The organism is Pseudomonas lactucae (assembly GCF_036688725.1).
Taxonomy (GTDB): Bacteria; Pseudomonadota; Gammaproteobacteria; order Pseudomonadales; family Pseudomonadaceae; genus Aquipseudomonas; species Aquipseudomonas lactucae.
Map to the genome: position 1 here is coordinate 1 of NZ_JAQQPT010000031.1, position 21,020 is coordinate 21,020.

Here is a 21,020-nt window from a genome sequence, read left to right on the forward strand (position 1 = left end):
TCTGTTTCATCATCGAAAAACTCGGCGACTGGTGTCTGGAGATTTTGCCAAATCAGGAAGTCTTTTTCAGAGTTTCCCAAGTTGATGGTTTTTCCGTCGATCTCTGAACCTTCGTATGCGATCCATAACCCCCACCTACCCATCAGTGGTTTAACCGCGGCATTTCTGTCGAGCAGTTCCACGGCAACAAGACTTCATAATCTCTAAGCGATGAAGCCAGGTAGCCGCTCCAGTGCGTGGCGCAGCCACGTATAGGGCTCCTGGCCGTTTTTCAACCAGGTTGTAGATCTTCGCGCTGGCGGTGGGCTGGTATTGCTGAATAACAATGCTTTGCGTCCGGTCACAAACGGCTTGATCGCTCTTTCAGCGGCGTCGTTGTGTACGCCCTGACAAGGCGTATGAGTTTAGTGGGTGCGAATCCCACTCGGCTACTATCGCTCCGGCCGAAAGCACTTTGGAGCAGTTCAGGAGTCAACGAATTTGCTGAAGTATCTGAAGAAAAAGCTTCTTTAGGAAGTCAGTGACCGTGCAGGCCGTAGTGCGCAGCGAACACCGAGCAGGCCCCGAAAATGCCTTGCGGTAGCCGACCCGCCATAATAACGGGGAAGGTTGATAGTGCTGAGGGATCGAACGTCAGACGAACTTGGCACTGCCGCCGGCGTAGTGGTGATGGCATGTACAGAAGATATCTCATACGAAACAGGGGAAGCCTGCCAGGGTGAAATGGTCGTTTGGCCATACAAACAGAGCGCCCGTGAGGGATGGCGCTGGCTCGGACAGGTGGCGGATGGGCTCGTAGTACCATTGAGGCCGGGTAATGCCGGAGCAGGAAAGGAGCGCTGGTCCAAGAGAGGAACAAAGTGGTAAGAACGATTGGATTGGCGCCAAGCCTACTAACCCAGGTGAGTACTGGTCATCGCCTACCAACGTTGCCGCGTAAAGCGAGGAAGCCACGGTGTGGATGGTCAGCGATTCGAAGACATTGAAGGCATGGGGCCTATGGAGCGGCTGGCTTAGCTACGCGAGGAACTGAGGACGGGTGGTGCAATCGTCCTGGTGAAAATTTGCCGCACATCGTCCATACAGCCGTCATCACGCGGGTTTAGGAACTCCTGATCAGCCACTGCAATCACTAGAATTAAATAATCGGGCTCGCCTGAAGGAAAGCCTTGGTTTGATCTACTTCACACATGCGAAACGGCTCGCAAACAATCTGTTTTGGATGTTATCCTATAACAAAAATGCGCAATGGAATTTTTTTCGGGAGGATGAAGCAGCTATTTCTCAAAAACCGATATATCAAGGGGCTGGCACGTTCAAACCACTCCAGACCATGCCTCTTTCGGTAGCGCGGTTGTGGTGTATATCGAGGCAGGATTCCCTATGTGTAAGAGGCACATCGTGAAACCACTCTCACTGCCTGGGAACTGTTCAACTGGCGCACCATCTGCCAAGGCCCGTTGAAAACAGCGTTGGTCATTGACCGAAGGGGCCCGACGACATTGGTCTATGACCTCGACCAGAATCCTGAAGATGTCCATGATTCGGCGGGCGATCATCCTAACAAGTTGATAACCTTAATTAAATCCCCTATGGAGGAATGCCAGAAAGCAACTCAGAACCCCACCGGCTTAGCGAATTATACCGAACGCGGTTGTGCGCGTTACCTTAAAGCTATTCTTCCTGTGGCAATGGGGCCGAAGAAAAAGTAGTTGGAGCGTACGTCCATTTTGGCCATTGCGCTTTTGCGGCAAGTGGATTTTCATATCCGCGGATATAAGCGTCTCTTTAAATGTGAGTCATTTGGCTACAGAAAACTCGAGTTGAGACGATCTAGGCTAGCGTAAGCGCTGACTGTATCGCAGTGGCAGTTGCAAAAGCTAGGCAAAAAATTTTACGTATGAGCGACATGCCAAGCTAACAGGTAATCTTATGAACCACATTTTGACAATCGAAGATGACGCGGTAACCGTTCGTGAGTTCGTCGCTGAGTTGAGCAGACACGGAATAGGTGTCGATTGTGTCAACAACGGCCGTGAAGGTTTAATTCGTGTCCTGACTGGGGATTACGATCTGATCACACTCGATCGAATGCTACCAGTGCTCGATTGCTTGTCCAGCGTAGCCTCATTGCGCACCATTAGTTTGTCAACGCCGGTTCCAATGATCAGCGCTCTTACCAATGTGGACGAACGCGCACGAGGCCTGCGTGCTGGTGGTGGTGACTCCCTTACTAAGCCTTTGACGTCGGATGAAATGTCCGCTCGCGTCGCAATATTGCTGCGGCACAAGATTACAGCCCACAAATTCGAAACCACCCTTAGCGTCGCTGATTTGGAGCTTGACCTGATTAGCCGCGAAGCCCGCCGCGCTGGCAAGTCAGTAAGCTTACTGCCAGCTGAATACAAACTGCTGGAGTTCTTGATGCGCAACTCTGGGCAGGTCCTAACGCGCATGATGATTTTCGAGGAGGTGTGGGGCTATCATTTCGATCCGGGCACCAATCTGATAGATGTGCATATCAGTCGCCTGCGCAAAAAAATCAACCCGCCGGGTCTCACACCAATGATCCGCACAGTACGAGGCTCAGGCTATGTCATTGCTGAGCCCCTATAAAAGCTAGACTATTTCCACAGGTTCTAGCCAAGTGCTGCCTAGTGGACTGAGCGGTTAATTCATTTATCTAATGGTAACGATATACTGTGCGTCCAATGTCATGGATTGGTTATGCGCATGGCCCGACCGACTTCCCCCTTCGCTTTAATGCCTTATTATCTCATCGCCCTGCAAGGTTGGTTGCGTATGAGTACGCTGGAACAGAGCCTCGCCCAGCGAGCGCGCATCCTGCTTCTACTGGCTGACGGATTGACGCCCAAGGCCGTCAGCGAGCAGTTGCAAGTCACGCCGCCAACGGTATTCAAGTGGCGAAAACGTTATCAGGAGGCGGGAATCGAAGGGTTGAGCGATCTGCCGCGCAGCGGCCAGCCACTCAAACTTGGGCCCGATAAAATCAACGAAATCCTGACACTGACCACCCGGCGTGTACCCCAGGAAGCCACTCACTGGAGCGTCCGTTTGATGGCCAAGTATGCGCGGGTCACCACGTGGCAGGTTCGGCAGGTCTGGGCCGCTTCCGACCTCAAACCCCATCGTCTGAAGACCTTCAAAATCAGCAACGATCCTCATTTCGCCGACAAGGTAGTCGACGTGGTCGGGTTCTATCTGAACCCACCGGATAATGCCCTGGTGTTGTCGGTTGACGAGAAAACCCAGATCCAGGCGTTGGATCGCACCCAACCGATGCTCCCGCTACGCCCAGGTCAAGTTGAACGCCGGACGCATGATTACAAGTGCCATGGTACGGCGAGTCTGTACGCGGCTTTCGACATCATGACCGGCCAAGTAATCGGACGGATTACCCAGCGCCATCGAGCCAAGGAGTTTCTGGCTTTTCTACAACAGATTGAACGCAGCACGCCAGCGGGACTGGATCTGCATGTGATTCTAGATAACAGCTCGACCCACAAAACGGCTGCAATCAAGCAGTGGCTGGAAAAGCATCCGCGTTTCAAATTGCACTTCACACCAACCAGCACCTCTTGGCTGAACGCCGTGGAAGGCTGGTTTGCACAACTGGAAAGACGAGCGCTATACCGGGGTGCCTTCACCAGCGTCGCCGACCTAAAGGTGGCTATCCGTCAATTTATCGAGTCTCATAATGAGCATTCAGCCAAGCCGTTCAAGTGGAATAAAACGGCTGAGGCCATCATTAGCTCGGTACATAAAGCGAAGCTGAGTGTGATAAAAAATAAATTAATGGATTAACCGCCCAGTCCACTAGGCAAAGAAACCATGTATTTCAGAAACTAATCTTTTTCAGGTTGATGGCTCCATCTCAGTGCAGGGACGTTCATACAGAATGTTCTGCTAAAACAGCACGTAGTCTCGTTACTACTTGCAGCAGCGCAAAAGCTTGGCCTCTAACCTCATCACCAAAGTTATTGTTTTTTGCAGTACTAAGTGTGTCCGCAGCCTCAAGTAAACTGATGATTTCGGCGTCCAGCACCAGCACCGACTTGAATACCTGGCGATTAACTGAATGCCCCATCGTTATTCCCCGTCAATTGTTAGCTTATTGATACGACTTTCCAAACAACTCTCATTGATGTTTTTTAGCTCTTCCCCGAAAGTCGAAAATGCCTTTTTTCTGTTGCGACAGCCAAGCGTGCTAACGGTGCAGTAGTTTAGAGGCTGCCTATTATTCAATGGTCGAGCTGAACTGCGTTATTTCCAGCTGACCGCACTCCTTTGCTTCCGGAAGGATCTCGGCTATTTGCTTGATTTGGACGATATGCGCATCGATTAGAAGCAACATCAGCTCACGCACCACTTGGCCAAATCGCTCGTCTTCCTGAAGTGGTAGAGGGAAAAGTCGCCTGACTGCTGAGTTCTTAGGTCGCCCGGAACACAGCCGAGTTTCAAAATGATGGGTTGTGTTGACGTTGGCTGATGAGACAGTCACTGTCAGATGGTCATATGCGGTCTCGGTGGTAGCATCTTTACCGGAATACACTTCCTTGCGAATAGCCACCGCTTCAATCTCAATGAGTAATTCATCACCATCAGGCTTGGCTGTGATGCGGGTCTGCTTTTTCATTTTCGCTCCTTTAGAACAACCGGTCCGCCCGGTCTGTTTTTACCGACTTAGCCCGGCGTTCGATACCAGTAACACTTTTTTGCTGCTCGTCACCGTCTGTTAGGAAGAATAGTGCCGCATGGTTTCATGATTTTTCTTCAATTTTCGGATCCCACCCCTGCCACCATTCGTTGTGCTTCCAGAAGTGCTCAGCGTAGGGGTTGGTATCACTGTGGTTGCCGCCCGCAGCAACGGCATATCCCTCGTCGTAAGGATGCTGATCGGATACCAGCCAGGGATGGATCAACCAACCTTCGACCTCTACCTTCGCCTTCACGGCTTCAAAGCTCTCGCTGGAAACCTTATCTACAAGATCTGTATAAGGGCGGTATGTCGGACCGTTAGCCTCACTGCGAGTCAACTCGAGAGATAGCTTGATCATTTGATTCTCCGTGAATTGGGGAGGCTCATTGGAGCCCGTGAACACGCTTGAGCTGCACACTCTTGGTGCTTGGAGCGCTGTATCGCGCAGTAGTCCACTCGTTTAATCGGCGTCTCAGGGCGTTTAACATCTAATTTCTGATCATCGATACTTTATCGGAGCCTAGGAGAATTTCTTAAATGTAGCTGCTTGATCTATAGAACCTAAGATGGTCGTCCTGGTTTTTTCCTTAATTTTGTAGACTTTTGTCACTATGGTAAGGATGCAGGCTGCTGTACCCAAACCTATTTCCGCCGCCCACATCAGGCCCAGCAGTATCGAGTGGTCAGTCGCGTATTTTAGGGGCACTTTTGCTGAGCTGTTGCAGCGACGAAAGAGCAATACCCGCAATATCCAGACCAAGGCATCCACACATAGCCAGGCGAGGAAGATTATATTTGGATGCAGGTAAAGCGCTACGGCACAGATCTACATCGTGTTGCACCCGACGACTAACAGTGCTTGTCCGGACGTGAATGAGCCTGCTAAAAGTCTCAGTCGGGTATTGGTATCTAAGCCTTCACTATCACGAGTAAACCAAGCGATAACAGATGTCTCTGGAACGGCGTATTTTGTGGTGGTAGACATTGTAGTCGCGTCTCTAACTACCCGAAAGCGGTACAATGGCATCACATGCTCTTAGTGTCGTCAATAGAAAACCGATCAGCGTGAAAAGGTTTGCCCTGTAACCAGACACAGGATGCTGATGAGACCGAACGTATAAAAAGAAGTGAACAGAAAAAGAGCTCCTAATCGTGTAGTGAGTTAAATTTTATTTAACTTAAAACTCGAATAATCTTAATGTAGATTGCACTTGCAGCTAATGCTTTATATTGGTACGGATTTTTGAATCCGAACGCACGCCGATGCGCATGTCCGGCAAGATTGGAGTAATCAAAAAGGGAATAAAGAAAGGCCAGCGTGAAATTTTTCTGATCTCCAGATTTTATAGAAGGTATGAAGACGAACCATGATTACCCCCACGGATTTCAAGAGAGCAGCCGCACAGTTCATACAGTTCTCAGGTGATATGTGCTTACAGGTAACAAAAGTCGTTACGTCAGTAGAGCAGGTGGAGAAAGCACACGATGAAGTCACTAGCGCGATATTGAATACTTGTGTTGCGCAGGACCTGGACAACGTCGTAAGACAAGCTTTAATGGAACGCATCCTACGGCGGGAAATGATTTTATTATTGGCAGCCGTTGATCGAATGAAGAGAGCATTGGTGGTATCCATCACCATACTCATCAAAAGAGGAAGATCCGCCTTATGTAAGAATCGTAGAATGTTTTTAGATAGATACCAAGATTATCCGGAGTTAGAAAATGCTCAAGCCCAGCTAGTTGTGAGCCTGGATCTGCTTAGGATTATGGAGCATCGGCTGAGCTTTAATAAGACCTTGTGATTGATTCTTTGGCCTCGGTCAGTCAGGCAAAAAGCGAGTATCAAGGCCGTGCGGAGTAAGATTGATACAAAAAAGTTACTAACAGATTTTTTGTTGTAGTAGCTTGGGTGCCCAAATCTTTGTAGTAATATCTGCAAAAAAATCTGAAAGTTTGTAAAACCTCAACAAAAGGCTATTTCTTTAGCACTTTAGCGCATTCACTATTTTGTGACTCCGGAATTTTTTAATCGATTGCTTTCAGTAGGCAGCTAACCTGCCTGGACGTTGGCTTTATAATATGTTGGATGTTATAGCTTATGTCCTAGTTCGGTTTAAGTTTTTTTGGACTAACGTGATTTCTGTGTTGAACAAGTCTTTGTCCAATTCTTCAAGTACGCTGATGCATTTAGCTAGCGTGTTTTTGAAGTTATTCATTGATTTTTGGCAGGAGTCCTCGTGCAGTTGTCCATGTGTATTTATATCATTTGCTGTTTGTGTCGTAAAGATATTTGTAGCTTGGATGACGGACGCTAGCGTTATATTGACCATTTCTTTTAAACTGGTTAGTGCGTCTATGAGGTCTTTCAGCTCATGCTGAATCATCTCGGTAGGGCTGGGGCCACTTACTTCTGAAGTAATGTTAGACGTTCGGGCAATAGACTTTGCTGAAACCGTAAAAGGTTTTTCTAACGTGCGTATTGAGAAGATTATCGAGTCAACCTGCAAGCTTAATTTGACTGTCAAGTCTTCGTATTCTGACGCGATGCGGTTATAAAAATCTTCAAGCTTCTTCACAATTGTTGCCCTGTCGAAATGTCACTTGTCTGTAACCGAAGATTATTGCATCAATCTATGGAAAGCCATATCTCCCAAAAAATATCTGCGTGTTATTTTAACCGTTCGTTTTTTTCTAGTCCGTGCCCTGTTACCGTTGGATCTTGGAGACGCAAAACAGGTCGAAGTCCCTTTGAAATAATGATGCTCTCGCTGATTGACTGCGATAATTCCTTCGGTCATAAAATCTTCATAATAAAAGACTATTAGGTTACGCTAGCGGTTTAGACTGTGATGCGCAACGCCATTAGTAACGTTTTGATACAGTGACTCGTCTTGCTGATCTTTCAGCGCGCATGATTTAAAGGGTTACCAAAGTGCGGGCCAACATTCGCTTACGATGCACCACTTTGTCAGGTGGTTAAATTGGCCTTCATGTGTTATTCCCATCGAATACATAGGTTGTTACAGTTGGACGGGGAGTCGTGGGGCCATCTTTCACTCTTTGAGCCCAGTCCCATTAATTCGAGTTGTAGGTTGATTTGAAAGCCTGCGCACCGATTGCTGCAAGCCGCTTGACCAGGTGATGAGAAGCGCTGGCGAATATTTGCTACCTGCACCTGCCGCACCTGAAATTCGTAAATGTTCGGTCCGCCCGGGAGGGAGTGTATTGAATGTTGTGCTCCGTGCCAGTGCGCCGCCGATTTGCCTACGGTGTCCAGGTCGCATTGGCGCAACCCCGACAGCTGACCTCCTCGTACAAAATCTGCCCACCCAGGGAAAACCGGCGGCAACTGATTGCCCAGCCCAGCGACATGCAGCACACAGGTTCATCGGAGCGCCGTTGCTCTGTCGCACATTTCTCCAGTTCTAGATGAATTCCGCCATTTGATATGAGCGTAAAAGTTGCCGTTTCCCATCTCGATGTCGATTTCCTGAGGCAGCACGTGACTGTTCCCTTGAGCGAGTCAGGTTGTGGCCCGGTAGGAAAATTTTCCACGTGGCTGCCAGAGGACGCAGCTTGTGGACGAGTCCGACTTCTCTAAGACCGAACTGAGCTCAAGCGCAGCAAGAACCCCTTGGGGTGCTCCACTCTAATTATCTCGATCAATTCGTCCCTACAAGAGCGCTCGTCCAAATCTGAACCAGCAGCATGCGCTGCTCGTTGAGCCAGATCTCGCCTTTGTTGATGTAGAGTCGGACCTGTTGGTTAGGTTCTTAGGCGTCGGAGTAGGTCGCTAAGCTTTGCGTGTTACAGCATGTGCTACGCCCTGATGTGTCGTTGTTTGAGATGAGTTCCGCCACAGGTGAATCCCAGTCTTAACCAACTGTAACTTTCAGCTCCTTTGTACCCCTTCTTCGACCTGAAGCGCTGCGTCACCTTTTTTCAAAAGATCGAGACACTGCTGTAGCACCGCACATGCGTCGCCAGTACGGTGGCTCAGGACGATCAGGGAGGTGGCACTATTGTCCAGCAGCTGATTGTACTGTTGTCGCAATGGAGCCGTTGCACTGACGCAGGTACTAATGTGATTCCAATACCAGCGGCGACCAGACCTTACGCTGTCTGCATTTCGTTGGCCGTTTGTGCAACTCTGATCCGCAAGCCTTGGTCTGAAAATATGCCCAATACATGGTGGGTATAACTGCGGCGTGGAGTATCTGGGTAGAGTACGAAAGCTTCGGATGCAAGCTGCTTCAGAGTGACAGCGCCACTTAACAGTGGATGGTTAGCGGGTAGAGCCGCGACCAAGGGATCCTAGAATAATATTTGTTGTGAGATGGCTGGATCATCAATAAAAATTCGACCGAAGCCGATAACAATACGGCCACTCTTTAGGGCCTCCAGTTGCTGCAGAGTGATCAGCTCCAAAACATCTCCGAGATTACGCAACTGACGAATCAGCGCTGGTAGGGCTCAGTAGAGCGTGTAAGGGGCAAAGCCAATTCCGAGCCAGCACTTCTGACCAGCGTCGACACGCGGTGTGTCGTCACCAATGCATGCGGATTGTTCGAGCAGCTGATTTGACTGCTCTTGAAAAAAACGCCCAGCCTCGGTCAAGCGCATGTGGCGGGAACGCTCCAGCAGTGCTACCCCCAGCTCATCTTCGAGTTGCTGGATCTGCCGACTCAACAGTGGCTGGGCAATATTCAACCGTTCAACAGCGCGTGTGAAGTTGAGTGTCTGAGCGAGCACGCGAAAGTAAAGTAAATGACGAAGCTCCACGATACCTTTAAGGTATTAAGCGAGACCTATTCAATATTGGACGGTGCAATTCACTCCCGTCACTCTCCGCATAGCAACAAACATAAACGCAGACGGAATCCTCCATGACTGTCATCGTTTGCAGCAGGAAGGCACGTGGCGACATCTTTGGCGTCTCGCAGGATTGTACGCCAACGTTAGCATCTTTGATGTGGCTGACAATCAGTCGTTACATGACACGCTGGTGCAATTGCCTCTCTATACCTCTACGGAGATTGAGGTCACGCCGATTTGCAGACATCCGTCGTCTATTCATGCAGACGACCGCTGAGGTCATCCGTCTTGACGGTACTTGCACCGATAAGAAAAGATAATATTGATGAGGGTAAAGATATGGCCGTTCGTATCTTGCAAACTATCGAAGTCCAGAAATTTCTTGAAAAAGCCTCAGGTTTTGACCAGGTAGGCGGGAGCCCGCGCGCGAAAGCTATAGTGCACCGGGTTCTGACTGAATCGATCAAAGTTATTGAAGACTTGCAGGTCACCCCCGAGGAGTTTTGGAAAGCCGTCAATTACCTTAATGAGCTCGGCAGCCGTCAAGAAGCCGGTCTGGTGGTAGCGGGCCTTGGGCTTGAGCATTATTTGGACATGCTGATGGATGCTGAAGATCAGCAGGCTGGCCACGTCGGTGGGACGCCTCGCACGATTGAGGGCCCGCTTTACGTCGCTGGCGCACCGGTTTCAGAATATTATGCGCGCCTGGACGACGGTCAGGATCGAGGCACAGTGCTCTTCATGACCGGGCAGGTTCGGGACACCACTGGCGCGCCTATTGCCAATGCCGTCGTTGATGTCTGGCACGCCAACTCCGGCGGTACTTATTCCTACTTCGACCCTTCGCAATCGGAGTTCAACTTACGTCGTCGGATTGTGACCAACGCCGAGGGGCGTTACCGGTTCCAGAGCATCGTACCTTCTGGCTACGGATGCCCGCCGGATGGCCCGACTCAGCAATTGCTAGATCAATTGGGGCGCCACGGTCAGCGGCCGGCTCACATCCACTTCTTCATTTCGGCCTCTGGCCATCGCCATCTGACGACTCAAATCAATCTGGCAGGTGACCAATACCTGCACGACGATTTTGCGTATGCAACCCGAGACGAGCTGATAGCCGAGGTCCATTTCAGTGAAGATACGAACGGAGTTCGGGCTGATATCGAATTCGATTTCGTGCTACAGGCTACCGCATCGGAAAAAGATCAAGTGCGTCCTGAGCGAGTGCGAGCGTTGGAGGGGTGACCCTATTTTTCGAAGTCGCTGTCGTAATTAATCAACGCAAACAACCAGACTCTCACGGCGTGGTAAATGCCTATGTTAACGCCGGCGCTATTTGCTGCCCTGAGCTGAGCAACAATGTGCTTTATCTGCCCGTTTCGGCGTTGGCTAACCTGGTGATTTACAAATGCGCGGCCAGTGCTTTACCTAGGCGGTTCAATTGTGATGGTTCACATGACCTCAACTGCATCAGTCTTTTCAAAAACAACCTTGGCTTCTCGACGGCTTGGTCGCGGATTACGCACTCACAACAAAAAGAATGAGAACAATGCAATGCGGACAATCGATGTTCATTCGGTAATCGACGGCGCCCGTTTCGGGCGCTTCCACGGTCTGATCACGGCACTTTGCGCGTTGCTCTTGGTTTTCGACGGCTACGACCTGTTCATCTACGGTGTCGTCTTGCCCGTCATCATGAAAGAATGGGGGCTTACGCCTTTGCAAGCCGGCGCTTTAGGTAGCTACGCGCTGTTCGGCATGATGTTCGGCGCGCTGGTTTTTGGCAGCCTGGCTGACAAAATCGGACGTAAAAAAGGCATCGCTATCTGCTTCGCGCTGTTTAGTGTTGCAACGGTCATTAATGGGTTTGCAACCAGCCCGGCGGAATTCGGCATCTGTCGATTCATCGCGGGGCTGGGATGTGGTGGGTTGATGCCCAATGCGGTTGCGCTAATGACCGAATACGCGCCCAAAAGGATGCGCAGTACTCTTGTGGCGTTGATGTTCAGTGGTTATTCCCTAGGCGGGGTTGTATCTGCCGGTGTCGGCATTTTTATGCTTCCGCATTTTGGCTGGCCCTCAATGTTCTTCGCTGCCACGCTGCCTTTGCTGCTACTTCCGGTGATCTTGTCGCTTCTCCCTGAGTCGATTGGGTTTCTCATCCGAAAGGGCCACGTTGATCAGGCGCGAACATTACTTGCTCGGCTCTCGCCGGAAAGCGAAATCACTTCTGATGATGTGCTCCAGATCGTCGAGGCGAAAGGCAAGGGCGCCTCGGTGGTGGAGCTTTTCAGCGGCGGGCTGGCAGTGAGGACTGTGGCGATGTGGGTGGCTTTTTTCTGTTGCCTTTTGATGGTCTTCGCTCTGAGTTCATGGCTGCCGAAGCTGATGGCTAACGCCGGCTACAGCCTGGGTTCAAGCCTTTCGTTTCTGATGGCACTGAATTTCGGAGGGATGGCTGGCGCGATTCTTGGCGGATGGCTGGGAGATCGTTTGAACTTAACAAAGGTCGTGGTGGGTTTCTTCGTGGTGGCATCAATTTCGATCAGTCTGCTTGGCATTAACAGCCCAATGCCAGTTCTGTACCTGCTGATTTTTATTGCTGGCGCGACGACGATCGGTACCCAGATTTTGCTATATGCCGGCACGGCGCAGCTTTACGGCTCGCACACGCGCTCCACTGGTCTGGGCTGGGCTTCCGGCATCGGTCGCAACGGCGCGATTATCGGCCCGATACTCGGCGGCGCGTTGATGGCTATCGACTTGCCGTTGCAACTGAACTTCATGGCGTTTGCGATCCCTGGTGCCGTCGCCGCTCTGGTCATGATCGCGTTCGCTTTGAACGAGAGCCGCGGCACGCAAACGATGATCCCGTCAGCCTCGGCTGAGGGTTGATACATCTCTGGAAAAAAACGGCGCGCCCATGCGTGGCCAGCCATTGTCGATAATAAATACGAGCGACGACATGACGCAGCAGACCACGCAGCGTTTTTTGCTATCTCTATTGGGTGTGCCTCTAGCAGCGTCAGCGGCGGATAGCGGCTTAGTCGAGGGTTCGAATGCGACCTTGCAAGCGCGCAATTACTACTTCAGCCGTGACTTCTCCGACATCGTTGGTGCGAACCAGCAGTCAAGGACTGAGGAGTGGGGGCAGGGCTTCATCCTCACATTCAAGTCAGGATACACGGCAGGCCCGATAGGCTTCGGTATGGACGCACTGGGGACCCTAGGCCTCAAGCTCGACAGCAGCCCGGACGTAGCCAACACAGGGTTGTTGCCCGTTAAGGAGGATGGAGGAGCGGCCGATGACTACAGCCGGCTGCGCCTGACGTTTAAAACCAACGTCTCTCACACGGAGCTGAGGGCCGGTGAGTTGCAACCCAATCTCCCGGTGCTGGCATTCAGCGACATACGCCTGCTGCCCCCGAGCTATCAAGGCGTGAACTTAACTTCGAACGAAATTACTGGATTGACCGTGCAAGCAGGTCACCTCACCAGCACCAGCCTGCGCAATGAAGCGGGTGACGAAAAAATGATCGCAATGCTGGGCTATATTCCTCAACGTCAAGCTAACAGCGACGCCTTCAACTATCTAGGCGGTGATTACAGTTTTAACAGCAATCGCACCAGTGTCAGCCTATGGCGTGGACAATTGAAAGACATATATGCCCAGAACTTTGTGGGCCTGAAGCACAGTCAACCCGTCGGGGATTGGGTGCTGGGCGCTAATCTGGGGTACTACGATGCCAAAGCGGATGGCAGTAAGGAACTCGGAACAATAGACAACCAGGCCTTTTTCTCCCTGTTGTCAGCCGAGCATGGTGGTCATACGGTTTATGTGGGTTATCAAGGCATGTACGGGGACAGTGCATTTCCCCGAGTATTCGCCAACATCTCCCCGTTGGGTAACGAAGTACCCACTTACGAATTCGCCTCCATCAATGAGCACTCGTGGCAGGCGCGGTATGATTACGATTTTGCTGCGCTCGGCGTTCCTGGACTCAGGACGACGGTACGATATATAAGCGGCGACAATGTTGACACTGGCGCAGGCTATGAAGGTAAGGATCGCGAGCGAGACCTAGATATCGGCTACGCGTTTCAGAGCGGCATGCTCAGCGGGTTGGGTATTCGCGTGCGGAACGTCATGGCAAGATCAAATTACCGCAGCGACATTGACGAAAATCGCCTGATCTTCAGTTACACGTGGAAATTACTTTGAGTGAAAGTGATGGTCAGACACCTCCCTCGCAGGTCCCCATCACGTTGTACGTAACGCTGTGGGTGATGCCTTGGCTGTCGACGTAAGTCATGGTCGCCGGTTCCACCTGGCAACTGCCAGGCACGGCCGTGACTGAGACGACATGCTGGATGTCCAGCGAAATTGGGCTGGCCGACAGTTGGATTTGTTCGCCGCTGCCCGCTGCCAGCGCCCCTGTCGATGTAAAGAGAATAGAGAGGCTTATGATTTTTATGTTCATGATGAAATCCTCTGGGTGTATGGCTCATTTTACCGAACCATCAGCCGTGATAAATGCAGCAACCCGTGAAGCACTTATACCTTTAACGTAGCAATCGAGAGGCATAGGTGGATTTGCTCAATGGCATGCTGGTGTTTACCAGAGTAGTGGACAGCGGAAGCTTTTCAGGAGCCGCTGAGGTTTTGAATTTATCGGGGGCTCAAGTTTCACGATTGATTGCTGACCTAGAGCAGCATCTGGAAACCCGACTGCTTCAGCGCACGACGCGCAGATTGAGCCTCACTGAATCAGGCGAACGTTTTCTGTTGCGATGCCGCGATATTCTTGAAGACGTTAGCGAGGCCACGGGCGAGGCACGGGGTGCTCATCTCAACCCCATCGGACGTTTGCGCGTCCATTGCATGAGCGGCCTTGGGGTATTACTGACGCCGTTGATAGCCCGATACAGCGAGCGCTACCCAGCCGTCTCCATCGAGTTGAACCTCTCTCAACATAATCCCGATCCGCTTGAGGAAGGCCACGACATCGTCATATCGATCGCGCATACGTTGCCCGATTCCGCATTTGTCAGCCAGATCATAGGGCAGATATTCAGTGTGACCTGTGCGGCTCCACAATATCTGGAGAATCGGGGCGTGCCATCGCATCCGCAGCAGTTGGAAAGTCACAAGCGCTTGCACCTACAAGACTTTCAGGAAGACCACTGGGTGTTCAAGACCGATGAAGGCGACGTGTCGGTGCCACCGGACGGTGCATTCCGGACGAATGTGGCCGACGCGATGGTCAAGGCGACGCAGGAAGGGATGGGGATAAGCCTGCTCCCTTTTTTCAGCGCTTCCCAGGGGTTGCGCGATGGATCATTGAACAGAGTGTTGCCTCACTACAAGTTGCGAGAACGCAACATATTTGCCATGTACCCGTCTCGGCGGTTTCTGGATGCCAAGGTTCGTACCTGGGTGGAGTTTCTCCAGGCGCATCTCCCTCAACTGTTCGCGGAGCACCTTGAGGTCATTGACAACCCTTTGTACTGGGCCATCCCTGAAACGGTCTGCTGATCCGCTCGAAGTCAGAGGAAACCTGACTTCGTCTGTGCAGTTGTCCGGTCGAGACAGGAAACAAACCACGGTGGAATCGTGAAGGTCGATGCCGCCATACTCCGCCGTTTATACGGTGTGCCCGGATCGCGGGCTAATAAAACGCGCCACTCCAGCTGTGCTGAGACTAGCATCGGCATGATTAGGTTTCACCGATGTCGATGAATATCATCGCGAACGTTTCTCTTTGAGTCTTGGCTTGAAGTCATCGTTACCATTCAGCGCAACAACCTGCGGTCCGACTCCACGAGGAATTGGCTCGGGGCTCTGTTCTGCATAGGGGCTTGGCGGTTCGTCTGGCCAACAGATCAGCCCTAAAAGCCGTGCGAAGGCGCTTCATTGCGTTGCTGACGGCGGGAGGGGTCATGCTTAACTTGTCCGCAGCGAGCGAGACACTGCGACCAAGCAGTAGCTTGTGAAAAATGACCAGTTGATTCAGGCCGATGCCGCGAGGATTGTGTGGTCGTCGCTGCGGACTCAGCCCTCTCATATTCAGTCCAGTGATAGCTTGTATGCTTTTAAGACCATTTATCAATAGCTCATGAGCGGAGCATCATCGGGGGGCAAATAAAAAAAACACGAGGTTTAGCCCATGAATAGTTCAAAATCTGCTTTGCAAATCAGTGTCGTAGGTGGCGGTATTGCCGGGGTGGCCTTGGCGCTCGATCTTTGTCGTCACGCTCATCTGGAGGTAAGGTTGTTTGAGTCAGCTCCTGCGTTTGGCGAGGTCGGAGCCGGTGTCTCCTTCGGCGCTAATGCTGTCCGAGCGATAGAAGGGTTGGGCATTGGCGCTGCTTACCAAGCTATAGCCGATCGCACGCAAGCACCTTGGCAAGATATCTGGTTCGAGTGGCGTCGTGGAACGGATGGGGGCTACCTGGGCTCAAGTATTTATGAAGGGGTAGGGCAGTCCTCAGTGCACCGCGCCGATTTTCTAGATGTGCTGGCCACAGAACTGCCGCTTGGAATTGCGCAGTTCGACAAGCGCGCTGTCAGCGTTGAACAATCGGTCGGCCAACGCCCGCGAGTGACTTTTTCCGATGGCACATGCAACGAATGTGACGTCCTGATTGCTGCCGATGGCATCAAGTCTTCAATCCGTGATCACGTATTGAGTGGGTTGGGTGCCCCGTTAGTCGCTCCCCGCTTCAGCGGCACCACCGCTTATCGCGGCATGATCGACAGCGAAACGCTGCGTGCTGCTTATCGCGCCCAAGGCATAGATGAGCACCTTGTAAATGTCCCGCAGATGTATTTGGGGCTTGACGGTCACATCCTTACCTTCCCGGTTAAACAAGGGAGGCTCATCAACGTAGTGGCCTTTGTCTCGGACCGCACCCATCCGAATCCCAAATGGCCTGCCGATAAATCCTGGGTAAAGCCTACAACGCAGAGCGAGATGCTCCAGGCATTCTCTGCTTGGGGTGATGCAGTGCGAGTGTTGCTAGAATGTATCCCGCACCCCACGCTTTGGGCGCTTCACGATCTGGCTGAATTGCCTGGTTACGTCCACGGGCGTGTTGCACTAATCGGAGATGCTGCCCACGCCATGCTGCCTCATCAGGGGGCAGGTGCAGGGCAGGGGCTGGAAGATGCCTGGTTGCTCGCTCGCCTTCTGGGAGACCCGCAAGCCGTTGAGACCGCCCCTCAGGACCTTCTCAAAATCTACGACGCCATACGCCGCCCACGCGCCTGCCGAGTTCAACGCACGTCGTGGGAAGCCGGGGAGTTGTACGAGTTTCGCGATCCCGTGATCGGTGACCACGAGCCCCAACTCTCCTCGACGCTGGCAAGTCGTTTTGATTGGGTTTGGGGTCACGACCTACACAAGGATCTGGAAGATGCCCGACGCCTGCTGAACTGGAAAGCGACTCCACCAGCCCTGTGACGTCGCGCTATTGAGCCGTGGCGACAAGGACCAGTGAAGCGCAGGATTCATCATGACTTAGTGATTTCCATGCCCGATGATATCCAACGCCTGCAGAGTGAGGCCGCGGGGCTCTAAGACGCGAATGGCAGCATTCCATCATAAGCATGTGCTGCTGCCATCTTGCCGGAAAGCATCAAGCTTATTGATGAGTGGGAGATCAGCGACGATGATTTCTGGGTTGAGGATGATTAGCTGATTCGACTCGGCGCCAAAGGTGAAGCCAGGATACTGATGGGAAGGCTTCAGACTGGAGAATTTCATCGACCTGCTCCACGATGAGAAGGAAAAAGTGGCCTTCGGGAGGATTGCGCCCCCTCGGACTATCAAAGGCTCGTTATACGAAGCCGGTGCACCTCTGTGCGAGGAGTACACCCAAATTGACGATCGCAGCTAAGATGGGTAAGGAGGTCTCTGTATTGCCAGAGAAAGCTCGGCAAGTCGGGCCAGCCCATTTTCCGCATATTCACTGCAAATGGTGGCCGCCTGCTCTCTCCGAAGCACACGGTTCGGTCAGGTGGGCTTTGATAAAAACATATTTGACTGCTTAGTTGATTTACGGTCCTTATATTCGCTGGCCAAGTTCAAAATAGGTCATCATCACGCTTATCGGCTGTTTCCCATGGACTGCTCTTATCACAAGGAGCTGGCTTATCGCGAACGCGTTTCTAGTCCCCGTGATCAATCCATGCGACGCCGACCAGCCAGCCGCAGACGAGCGGCACCAACGAGAACCTGCCATCCAAGTTCGTTTTCACGCCGCGTCGGAACCATTAAGTAATGCGCTTGCACAGCTGGTGTCTTACACTTCATCTGATTGACGCCCTCGCAGTGCTTCCTGATGCGTGCGATGCCGCTCTGGCAGAGTTGAAACGGATTTGCACGAACGGTAGCAGAACCGAGAAATGAGCGCTGCCGATGTATATCCAAATCGCAGTGTTCTGCCAGCGCCACGGCCGTGGTCGCGATCTTGCTGCTGTAATCTCAGACGATAACCGGCACTTGCTGCGCTTAATCCACGAGAAACATCCGAAGTCACTAACAGAACTGGCTGAGCTTAGCGGACGTAAGGTTCCGAATCTATCGCGTACCTTGCGTCTGATGGCGGATTACGGTCTGGTCTCGTTGCAGCGCAATGTCCGGGATGTCCAACCGACTGCATTGGCGACCGATTTTTTGGTCGCGTTGGATTGATGAGCATGAACATGAAAGGGAACAAGATAGCCAGGATGTGGGTGGTGCGCGGCGACGGTGGCAGCCTGTACGAGGATTTTCGGGCGAGGGGTTTCTCAGCCGTGGGCTGGAATCAGTTGGCCGCACATGCCAAACCTGGAGTCGGAGGTAAACAGTTGATCGCTCTGTACCCGTCTGCTGAACCTCAAGCAAAACAAGGGATGTTTATTTCGGGCGAATCTCAATTCTGGCGGTTCTTCAATGATATACATGATGGCGACTGGGTCGTAACCTATTCGCCCGCTAGTCGACTGTATTTAATTGGCAAGGTCACCGGTCCGGCCGATCACTACGCCGAGAGGGAGCAGCAGGGCATGCCTTTAGCAGGCCGTTGAAAAATTCAGCCCTATCTCCCCCAACCCGCCAAGCTTGAGATTTTTCAGCCGCTCAGGCTTGGCGCTGCCCTTTATCCCGCCTCAATCAGCGGGTGTTTTGCCAGTTCCAGCGCAAATATTCGCCTTTGGGCGATTTCTAGGCATGCGACCCACGCCACCAACCTGACAAGCTCCCAAACGGATCAAGTTGTATACCGAAAAGCCCAGCAGCAACTGGGCGCTGAGCTTTTCACGGCCAATCAGCTTGGTCTTGCGCAGGCCGCCCACGGTCTTTAACCAGCCAAATCCTTCCTCGATTCTTTTTCGTATTTTCATGCTGACGCCATAACCCGGATGGCGGGTCTTACGGCCATCAATCGCGCTCTTGATAGCCTTTCTCGAGACATGCGGTGTCACCTTCAAATCGCGCGCCATCTGGACAAAAAATTTCTGGTCGTAGCTTTTGTCCGCCCCCACGGTACTGCCAGGTTTGGCCGTGCGTTCAAGCATCTTCTAGGCAGCACCACTTCGGCGTGTCCATTGAACTCGGTGCATTCAACATCCACGATCAACACATTGCGGTTTTCCATCAGCGTGTGGGCCATATGGGCCAGGCGGCTGCCATCGGATGGGCTCTTACGAGCCAACCGTGCCTGGGAATCGGTGGTTGATTGGTGAGTCTTGTTGCCGCGCTTCTCACCCTTGAAATCGAGGTAGTTGTTGCGAGGGCCACCCTCTGGCGGCTCATCGTTCGGCTTCTCGCCATCGTCCTTTTTGACGAAGGATTTATGCGAAGCCCAAGCATCGATCAGTGTGCCGTCCACACTGAAATGCTCATCGCTGGCGTACTGCGACCACTGGGCCAGCGACTTGATGCGCTGGAAGAACAGGCGTGCAATATCCTGATTAAACAGGAGGTCGGGATACGCTGTTCAAGCGTCGTGTAACTACAGGTCATTTTGCTTGAGATCGGGTCCACGCATCGGCTCGGTCTTCCGCTGACATTGAGGAACATGACGGGGGAGTTTGCCAGAATCCAATTCGTTCCCGTTCTGGTCTTTTTCAACGGCCTGCTGGTGGCAAGCGCAGGAACTGCCACGCGATAACTTGGGCACCAGCACCAAAAACAGCCTGGGTTCACCCCTGACCCTGTTCGAGATACCGTTCAACGCTGCCGCTGAAGTGATGGCTGCGCTGAAGGGTAAGCCGGCACCAGCAGTTGAAGGTGAAGTCGAGGAAGTCAGTGATTCGCGCCGTACTGCACCGGGGCGGGCACTGGGCGGTAACCGAAAGTAAGAACATGCGTATTGGAGCAGGCATCACTCGCGAAGGCTGGGTAGCAATTCCGCAGGCAGCATATCCCGAAGATCAAGAAAATTGAGTGTTGCTGATCTGTACTTTTTCGCAACCTAAAGACTATGCTGCCTGCGTCCCGGGGTGGCCGCCGTCGGGCTCGCGGGCCTGCGCGCTCCGCTTGCCGACAGCAAGATTTCGAGGGTGCGGGGCAGTCTTGCTGTTCCCTCTACAGTAGTCGGCCCTGCAAATCCCCCGTGCTCCGCATGAACACTCGCTCCATGGCTCTTTGCGGTCCACCGAATCCCCCAGGATCCGTTGTGCAGGCAGCTGATTCCTGAGGGGTTTGCGCATGGCCGATACCATCGACACGGCTGATTTCTTCCGCCCCCGCCTGGCCGAGATGATCGACCTTCGCCACCCGCTGGCGGTGCTGGCGAGCCGGCTTGCCTGGACGCAGATCGAAGCTGCAATGGCCCCGTACTTCGCACGCCGGGTACGCGCGAGTCGCGTCCTAGAACATGACGATCTCTTCGGCCCGTCGCTGCAGATCGCCCCAACGAAGACATTGCCGCTGACTTCGGCGTGTCCCCGCTGGTGGTGCAACGCCGCTTGAAGTTGGCCAACGTCTCGCCGCGCCTGATGGCCGACTATCGGACTGGTGGCGTGACGCTGCAACAGTTGATGGCCCTGACCATCACAGGCGACCACGCCGTGCAGGAAGCCGCGTTCTACGCCGCGCCCGATTGGCAGCGCAGCGCATTAGCACTGCGCGAACGTCTGACGGAACACGAAATCGACGCATCGCACCCGCTGGTGCATTTCATCGGAATGGATGCCTACCGGCGGCGGATGGCGGCATCCGCCGCGACCTGTTCGCCGACGACGATAGCGGCACCTATCTGACCAACGCCGCGCTGCTGGAAACACTGGTGCGCGGCAAGCTGGACGAACTGGCCGAAGGCTGGGCGTGGGTGGAAGCCGTGCCGCACTTGAGCTATGCCGAACGGCACGCGTTCCAGAACGCACCGTGCCAACGCCGCGAACCGAGCGCCCGCGAAGCCCGCCGCATCGCATCGCTGCAAAACTGCCTGAACAATATCGACGCCGAACTGGAGGGCGACACGCATCAGCGAGATA

General features: G+C 52.7%; 18 protein-coding genes and 7 pseudogenes. 14 read left to right on the forward strand and 11 right to left on the reverse strand.

All coding sequences use genetic code 11. The annotated features are described in order from the left end of the window. The coding region (locus tag V6M90_RS27525; RefSeq protein WP_332847444.1) for a hypothetical protein at positions 1-182 on the reverse strand (182 nt) is incomplete at its 3' end. Then, positions 143-383, reverse strand: a pseudogene (locus V6M90_RS27530) (transposase domain-containing protein); the annotation flags it as partial. The pseudogene V6M90_RS27530 and the gene V6M90_RS27525, both read right to left, overlap by 40 nt. Before the next feature lie 1,549 nt (positions 384-1,932). Between V6M90_RS27530 and V6M90_RS27535 the strand changes: the two are divergent. Continuing rightward, the gene (locus V6M90_RS27535; protein WP_332847445.1) at positions 1,933-2,616 is read left to right on the forward strand and encodes a response regulator transcription factor; all 684 of its coding nucleotides are present in this window, start codon (positions 1,933-1,935) and stop codon (positions 2,614-2,616) included. A gap of 117 nt (positions 2,617-2,733) precedes the next feature. Beyond that, positions 2,734-3,825, forward strand: a complete 1,092-nt coding sequence (locus V6M90_RS27540) for an IS630 family transposase (RefSeq protein WP_332847493.1) — start codon at positions 2,734-2,736, stop codon at positions 3,823-3,825. 85 nt (positions 3,826-3,910) lie between these two features. Here the strand turns inward: V6M90_RS27540 and V6M90_RS27545 are convergent, their stop codons facing one another. The 3 genes from V6M90_RS27545 to V6M90_RS27555 form a co-directional block, all read right to left on the reverse strand. After that, entirely contained in the window at positions 3,911-4,108 is a 198-nt protein-coding gene (locus V6M90_RS27545) for a hypothetical protein (protein WP_332847446.1), read from the reverse strand. A 150-nt stretch (positions 4,109-4,258) separates the two neighbouring features. Then, positions 4,259-4,657, reverse strand: coding sequence for a hypothetical protein (locus V6M90_RS27550; protein WP_332847447.1), 399 nt, complete (start codon positions 4,655-4,657; stop codon positions 4,259-4,261). A gap of 124 nt (positions 4,658-4,781) precedes the next feature. After that, the gene (locus V6M90_RS27555; RefSeq protein WP_332847448.1) at positions 4,782-5,078 is read right to left on the reverse strand and encodes a hypothetical protein; all 297 of its coding nucleotides are present in this window, start codon (positions 5,076-5,078) and stop codon (positions 4,782-4,784) included. 1,009 nt (positions 5,079-6,087) lie between these two features. On the opposite strand from V6M90_RS27555, the gene V6M90_RS27560 reads away from it, so the two are divergent. After that, complete coding sequence (locus tag V6M90_RS27560) at positions 6,088-6,525, forward strand: hypothetical protein (protein WP_065939436.1); 438 nt, start codon at positions 6,088-6,090, stop codon at positions 6,523-6,525. A gap of 294 nt (positions 6,526-6,819) precedes the next feature. On the opposite strand, the gene V6M90_RS27565 is transcribed toward V6M90_RS27560, so the two are convergent. Further along, on the reverse strand, positions 6,820-7,299 hold the full coding sequence (locus V6M90_RS27565; protein WP_332847449.1) for a hypothetical protein: 480 nt from the start codon (positions 7,297-7,299) through the stop codon (positions 6,820-6,822). Between the two features lie 1,316 nt (positions 7,300-8,615). Continuing rightward, positions 8,616-9,505: pseudogene (locus tag V6M90_RS27570) on the reverse strand (LysR family transcriptional regulator). Between the two features lie 115 nt (positions 9,506-9,620). Between V6M90_RS27570 and V6M90_RS27575 the strand changes: the two are divergent. The 4 genes and pseudogenes from V6M90_RS27575 to V6M90_RS27590 all read left to right on the forward strand — a co-directional run. Then, a pseudogene (locus tag V6M90_RS27575) lies at positions 9,621-9,815 on the forward strand (muconolactone Delta-isomerase); the annotation flags it as partial. A gap of 62 nt (positions 9,816-9,877) precedes the next feature. Further along, on the forward strand, positions 9,878-10,783 hold the full coding sequence (catA, locus tag V6M90_RS27580) for a catechol 1,2-dioxygenase (RefSeq protein WP_332847494.1): 906 nt from the start codon (positions 9,878-9,880) through the stop codon (positions 10,781-10,783). A 309-nt stretch (positions 10,784-11,092) separates the two neighbouring features. Then, the gene (locus tag V6M90_RS27585) at positions 11,093-12,433 is read left to right on the forward strand and encodes an MFS transporter (protein WP_332847495.1); all 1,341 of its coding nucleotides are present in this window, start codon (positions 11,093-11,095) and stop codon (positions 12,431-12,433) included. A 70-nt stretch (positions 12,434-12,503) separates the two neighbouring features. Next, positions 12,504-13,760, forward strand: coding sequence for an OprD family porin (locus V6M90_RS27590; protein WP_332847450.1), 1,257 nt, complete (start codon positions 12,504-12,506; stop codon positions 13,758-13,760). Positions 13,761-13,773: 13 nt separating this feature from the next. Here the strand turns inward: V6M90_RS27590 and V6M90_RS27595 are convergent, their stop codons facing one another. Next, complete coding sequence (locus tag V6M90_RS27595) at positions 13,774-14,019, reverse strand: DUF2790 domain-containing protein (RefSeq protein WP_065939440.1); 246 nt, start codon at positions 14,017-14,019, stop codon at positions 13,774-13,776. Positions 14,020-14,126: 107 nt separating this feature from the next. Between V6M90_RS27595 and V6M90_RS27600 the strand changes: the two genes are divergently transcribed. Continuing rightward, complete coding sequence (locus tag V6M90_RS27600; RefSeq protein WP_065939441.1) at positions 14,127-15,074, forward strand: LysR family transcriptional regulator; 948 nt, start codon at positions 14,127-14,129, stop codon at positions 15,072-15,074. A gap of 250 nt (positions 15,075-15,324) precedes the next feature. On the opposite strand, the gene V6M90_RS30295 is transcribed toward V6M90_RS27600, so the two are convergent. Next, on the reverse strand, positions 15,325-15,603 hold the full coding sequence (locus V6M90_RS30295; protein WP_408637338.1) for a helix-turn-helix domain-containing protein: 279 nt from the start codon (positions 15,601-15,603) through the stop codon (positions 15,325-15,327). 102 nt (positions 15,604-15,705) lie between these two features. Here V6M90_RS30295 and salA point away from each other — a divergent pair, with 102 nt between their 5' ends. Beyond that, positions 15,706-17,001 carry a salicylate 1-monooxygenase gene (salA, locus tag V6M90_RS27605; RefSeq protein ID WP_332847451.1) on the forward strand — a complete coding sequence of 432 codons (1,296 nt, stop codon included), beginning with the start codon at positions 15,706-15,708 and terminating at the stop codon, positions 16,999-17,001. Positions 17,002-17,139: 138 nt separating this feature from the next. Here salA and V6M90_RS27610 read toward each other — a convergent pair whose 3' ends face one another. Beyond that, a complete protein-coding gene (locus V6M90_RS27610; protein WP_168166812.1) occupies positions 17,140-17,304 on the reverse strand; it encodes a hypothetical protein in 165 nt (54 codons plus the stop codon). 705 nt (positions 17,305-18,009) lie between these two features. Between V6M90_RS27610 and V6M90_RS27615 the strand changes: the two are divergent. Continuing rightward, positions 18,010-18,234, forward strand: a pseudogene (locus V6M90_RS27615) (HVO_A0114 family putative DNA-binding protein); the annotation flags it as partial. A 5-nt stretch (positions 18,235-18,239) separates the two neighbouring features. Continuing rightward, positions 18,240-18,608, forward strand: coding sequence for a hypothetical protein (locus V6M90_RS27620; RefSeq protein WP_332847452.1), 369 nt, complete (start codon positions 18,240-18,242; stop codon positions 18,606-18,608). Positions 18,609-18,744: 136 nt separating this feature from the next. Here V6M90_RS27620 and V6M90_RS27625 read toward each other — a convergent pair. Next, a pseudogene (locus V6M90_RS27625) lies at positions 18,745-19,507 on the reverse strand (IS5 family transposase); the annotation flags it as partial. A gap of 187 nt (positions 19,508-19,694) precedes the next feature. On the opposite strand from V6M90_RS27625, the gene V6M90_RS27630 reads away from it, so the two are divergent. The 3 genes and pseudogenes from V6M90_RS27630 to V6M90_RS27640 all read left to right on the forward strand — a co-directional run. Then, positions 19,695-19,883: a hypothetical protein gene (locus tag V6M90_RS27630; RefSeq protein ID WP_332847453.1), complete on the forward strand. Its 189-nt coding sequence runs from the start codon at positions 19,695-19,697 to the stop codon at positions 19,881-19,883. A 349-nt stretch (positions 19,884-20,232) separates the two neighbouring features. Then, positions 20,233-20,436: pseudogene (locus tag V6M90_RS27635) on the forward strand (IS5/IS1182 family transposase); the annotation flags it as partial. Further along, positions 20,421-20,998: pseudogene (locus tag V6M90_RS27640) on the forward strand (chromosome partitioning protein ParB); the annotation flags it as partial. The pseudogenes V6M90_RS27635 and V6M90_RS27640, both read left to right, overlap by 16 nt. Between the last annotated feature and the right edge of the window lie 22 nt (positions 20,999-21,020).

Excerpts from the sequence above, each read along its gene's own strand:
- V6M90_RS27550 (WP_332847447.1), bottom strand. The coding sequence starts at position 4,657 with ATGAAAAAGCAGACCCGCATCACAGCCAAGCCTGATGGTGATGAATTA.
- V6M90_RS27585 (WP_332847495.1), top strand. The coding sequence starts at position 11,093 with ATGCGGACAATCGATGTTCATTCGGTAATCGACGGCGCCCGTTTCGGG.
- V6M90_RS27595 (WP_065939440.1), bottom strand. The coding sequence starts at position 14,019 with ATGAACATAAAAATCATAAGCCTCTCTATTCTCTTTACATCGACAGGG.
- V6M90_RS27540 (WP_332847493.1), top strand. The coding sequence starts at position 2,734 with ATGGCCCGACCGACTTCCCCCTTCGCTTTAATGCCTTATTATCTCATC.
- V6M90_RS27610 (WP_168166812.1), bottom strand. The coding sequence starts at position 17,304 with ATGAAATTCTCCAGTCTGAAGCCTTCCCATCAGTATCCTGGCTTCACC.
- V6M90_RS27555 (WP_332847448.1), bottom strand. The coding sequence starts at position 5,078 with ATGATCAAGCTATCTCTCGAGTTGACTCGCAGTGAGGCTAACGGTCCG.
- V6M90_RS27590 (WP_332847450.1), top strand. The coding sequence starts at position 12,504 with ATGACGCAGCAGACCACGCAGCGTTTTTTGCTATCTCTATTGGGTGTG.
- V6M90_RS27560 (WP_065939436.1), top strand. The coding sequence starts at position 6,088 with ATGATTACCCCCACGGATTTCAAGAGAGCAGCCGCACAGTTCATACAG.
- catA (WP_332847494.1), top strand. The coding sequence starts at position 9,878 with ATGGCCGTTCGTATCTTGCAAACTATCGAAGTCCAGAAATTTCTTGAA.
- V6M90_RS27620 (WP_332847452.1), top strand. The coding sequence starts at position 18,240 with ATGAACATGAAAGGGAACAAGATAGCCAGGATGTGGGTGGTGCGCGGC.
- V6M90_RS30295 (WP_408637338.1), bottom strand. The coding sequence starts at position 15,603 with ATGAGAGGGCTGAGTCCGCAGCGACGACCACACAATCCTCGCGGCATC.
- V6M90_RS27535 (WP_332847445.1), top strand. The coding sequence starts at position 1,933 with ATGAACCACATTTTGACAATCGAAGATGACGCGGTAACCGTTCGTGAG.
- salA (WP_332847451.1), top strand. The coding sequence starts at position 15,706 with ATGAATAGTTCAAAATCTGCTTTGCAAATCAGTGTCGTAGGTGGCGGT.
- V6M90_RS27545 (WP_332847446.1), bottom strand. The coding sequence starts at position 4,108 with ATGGGGCATTCAGTTAATCGCCAGGTATTCAAGTCGGTGCTGGTGCTG.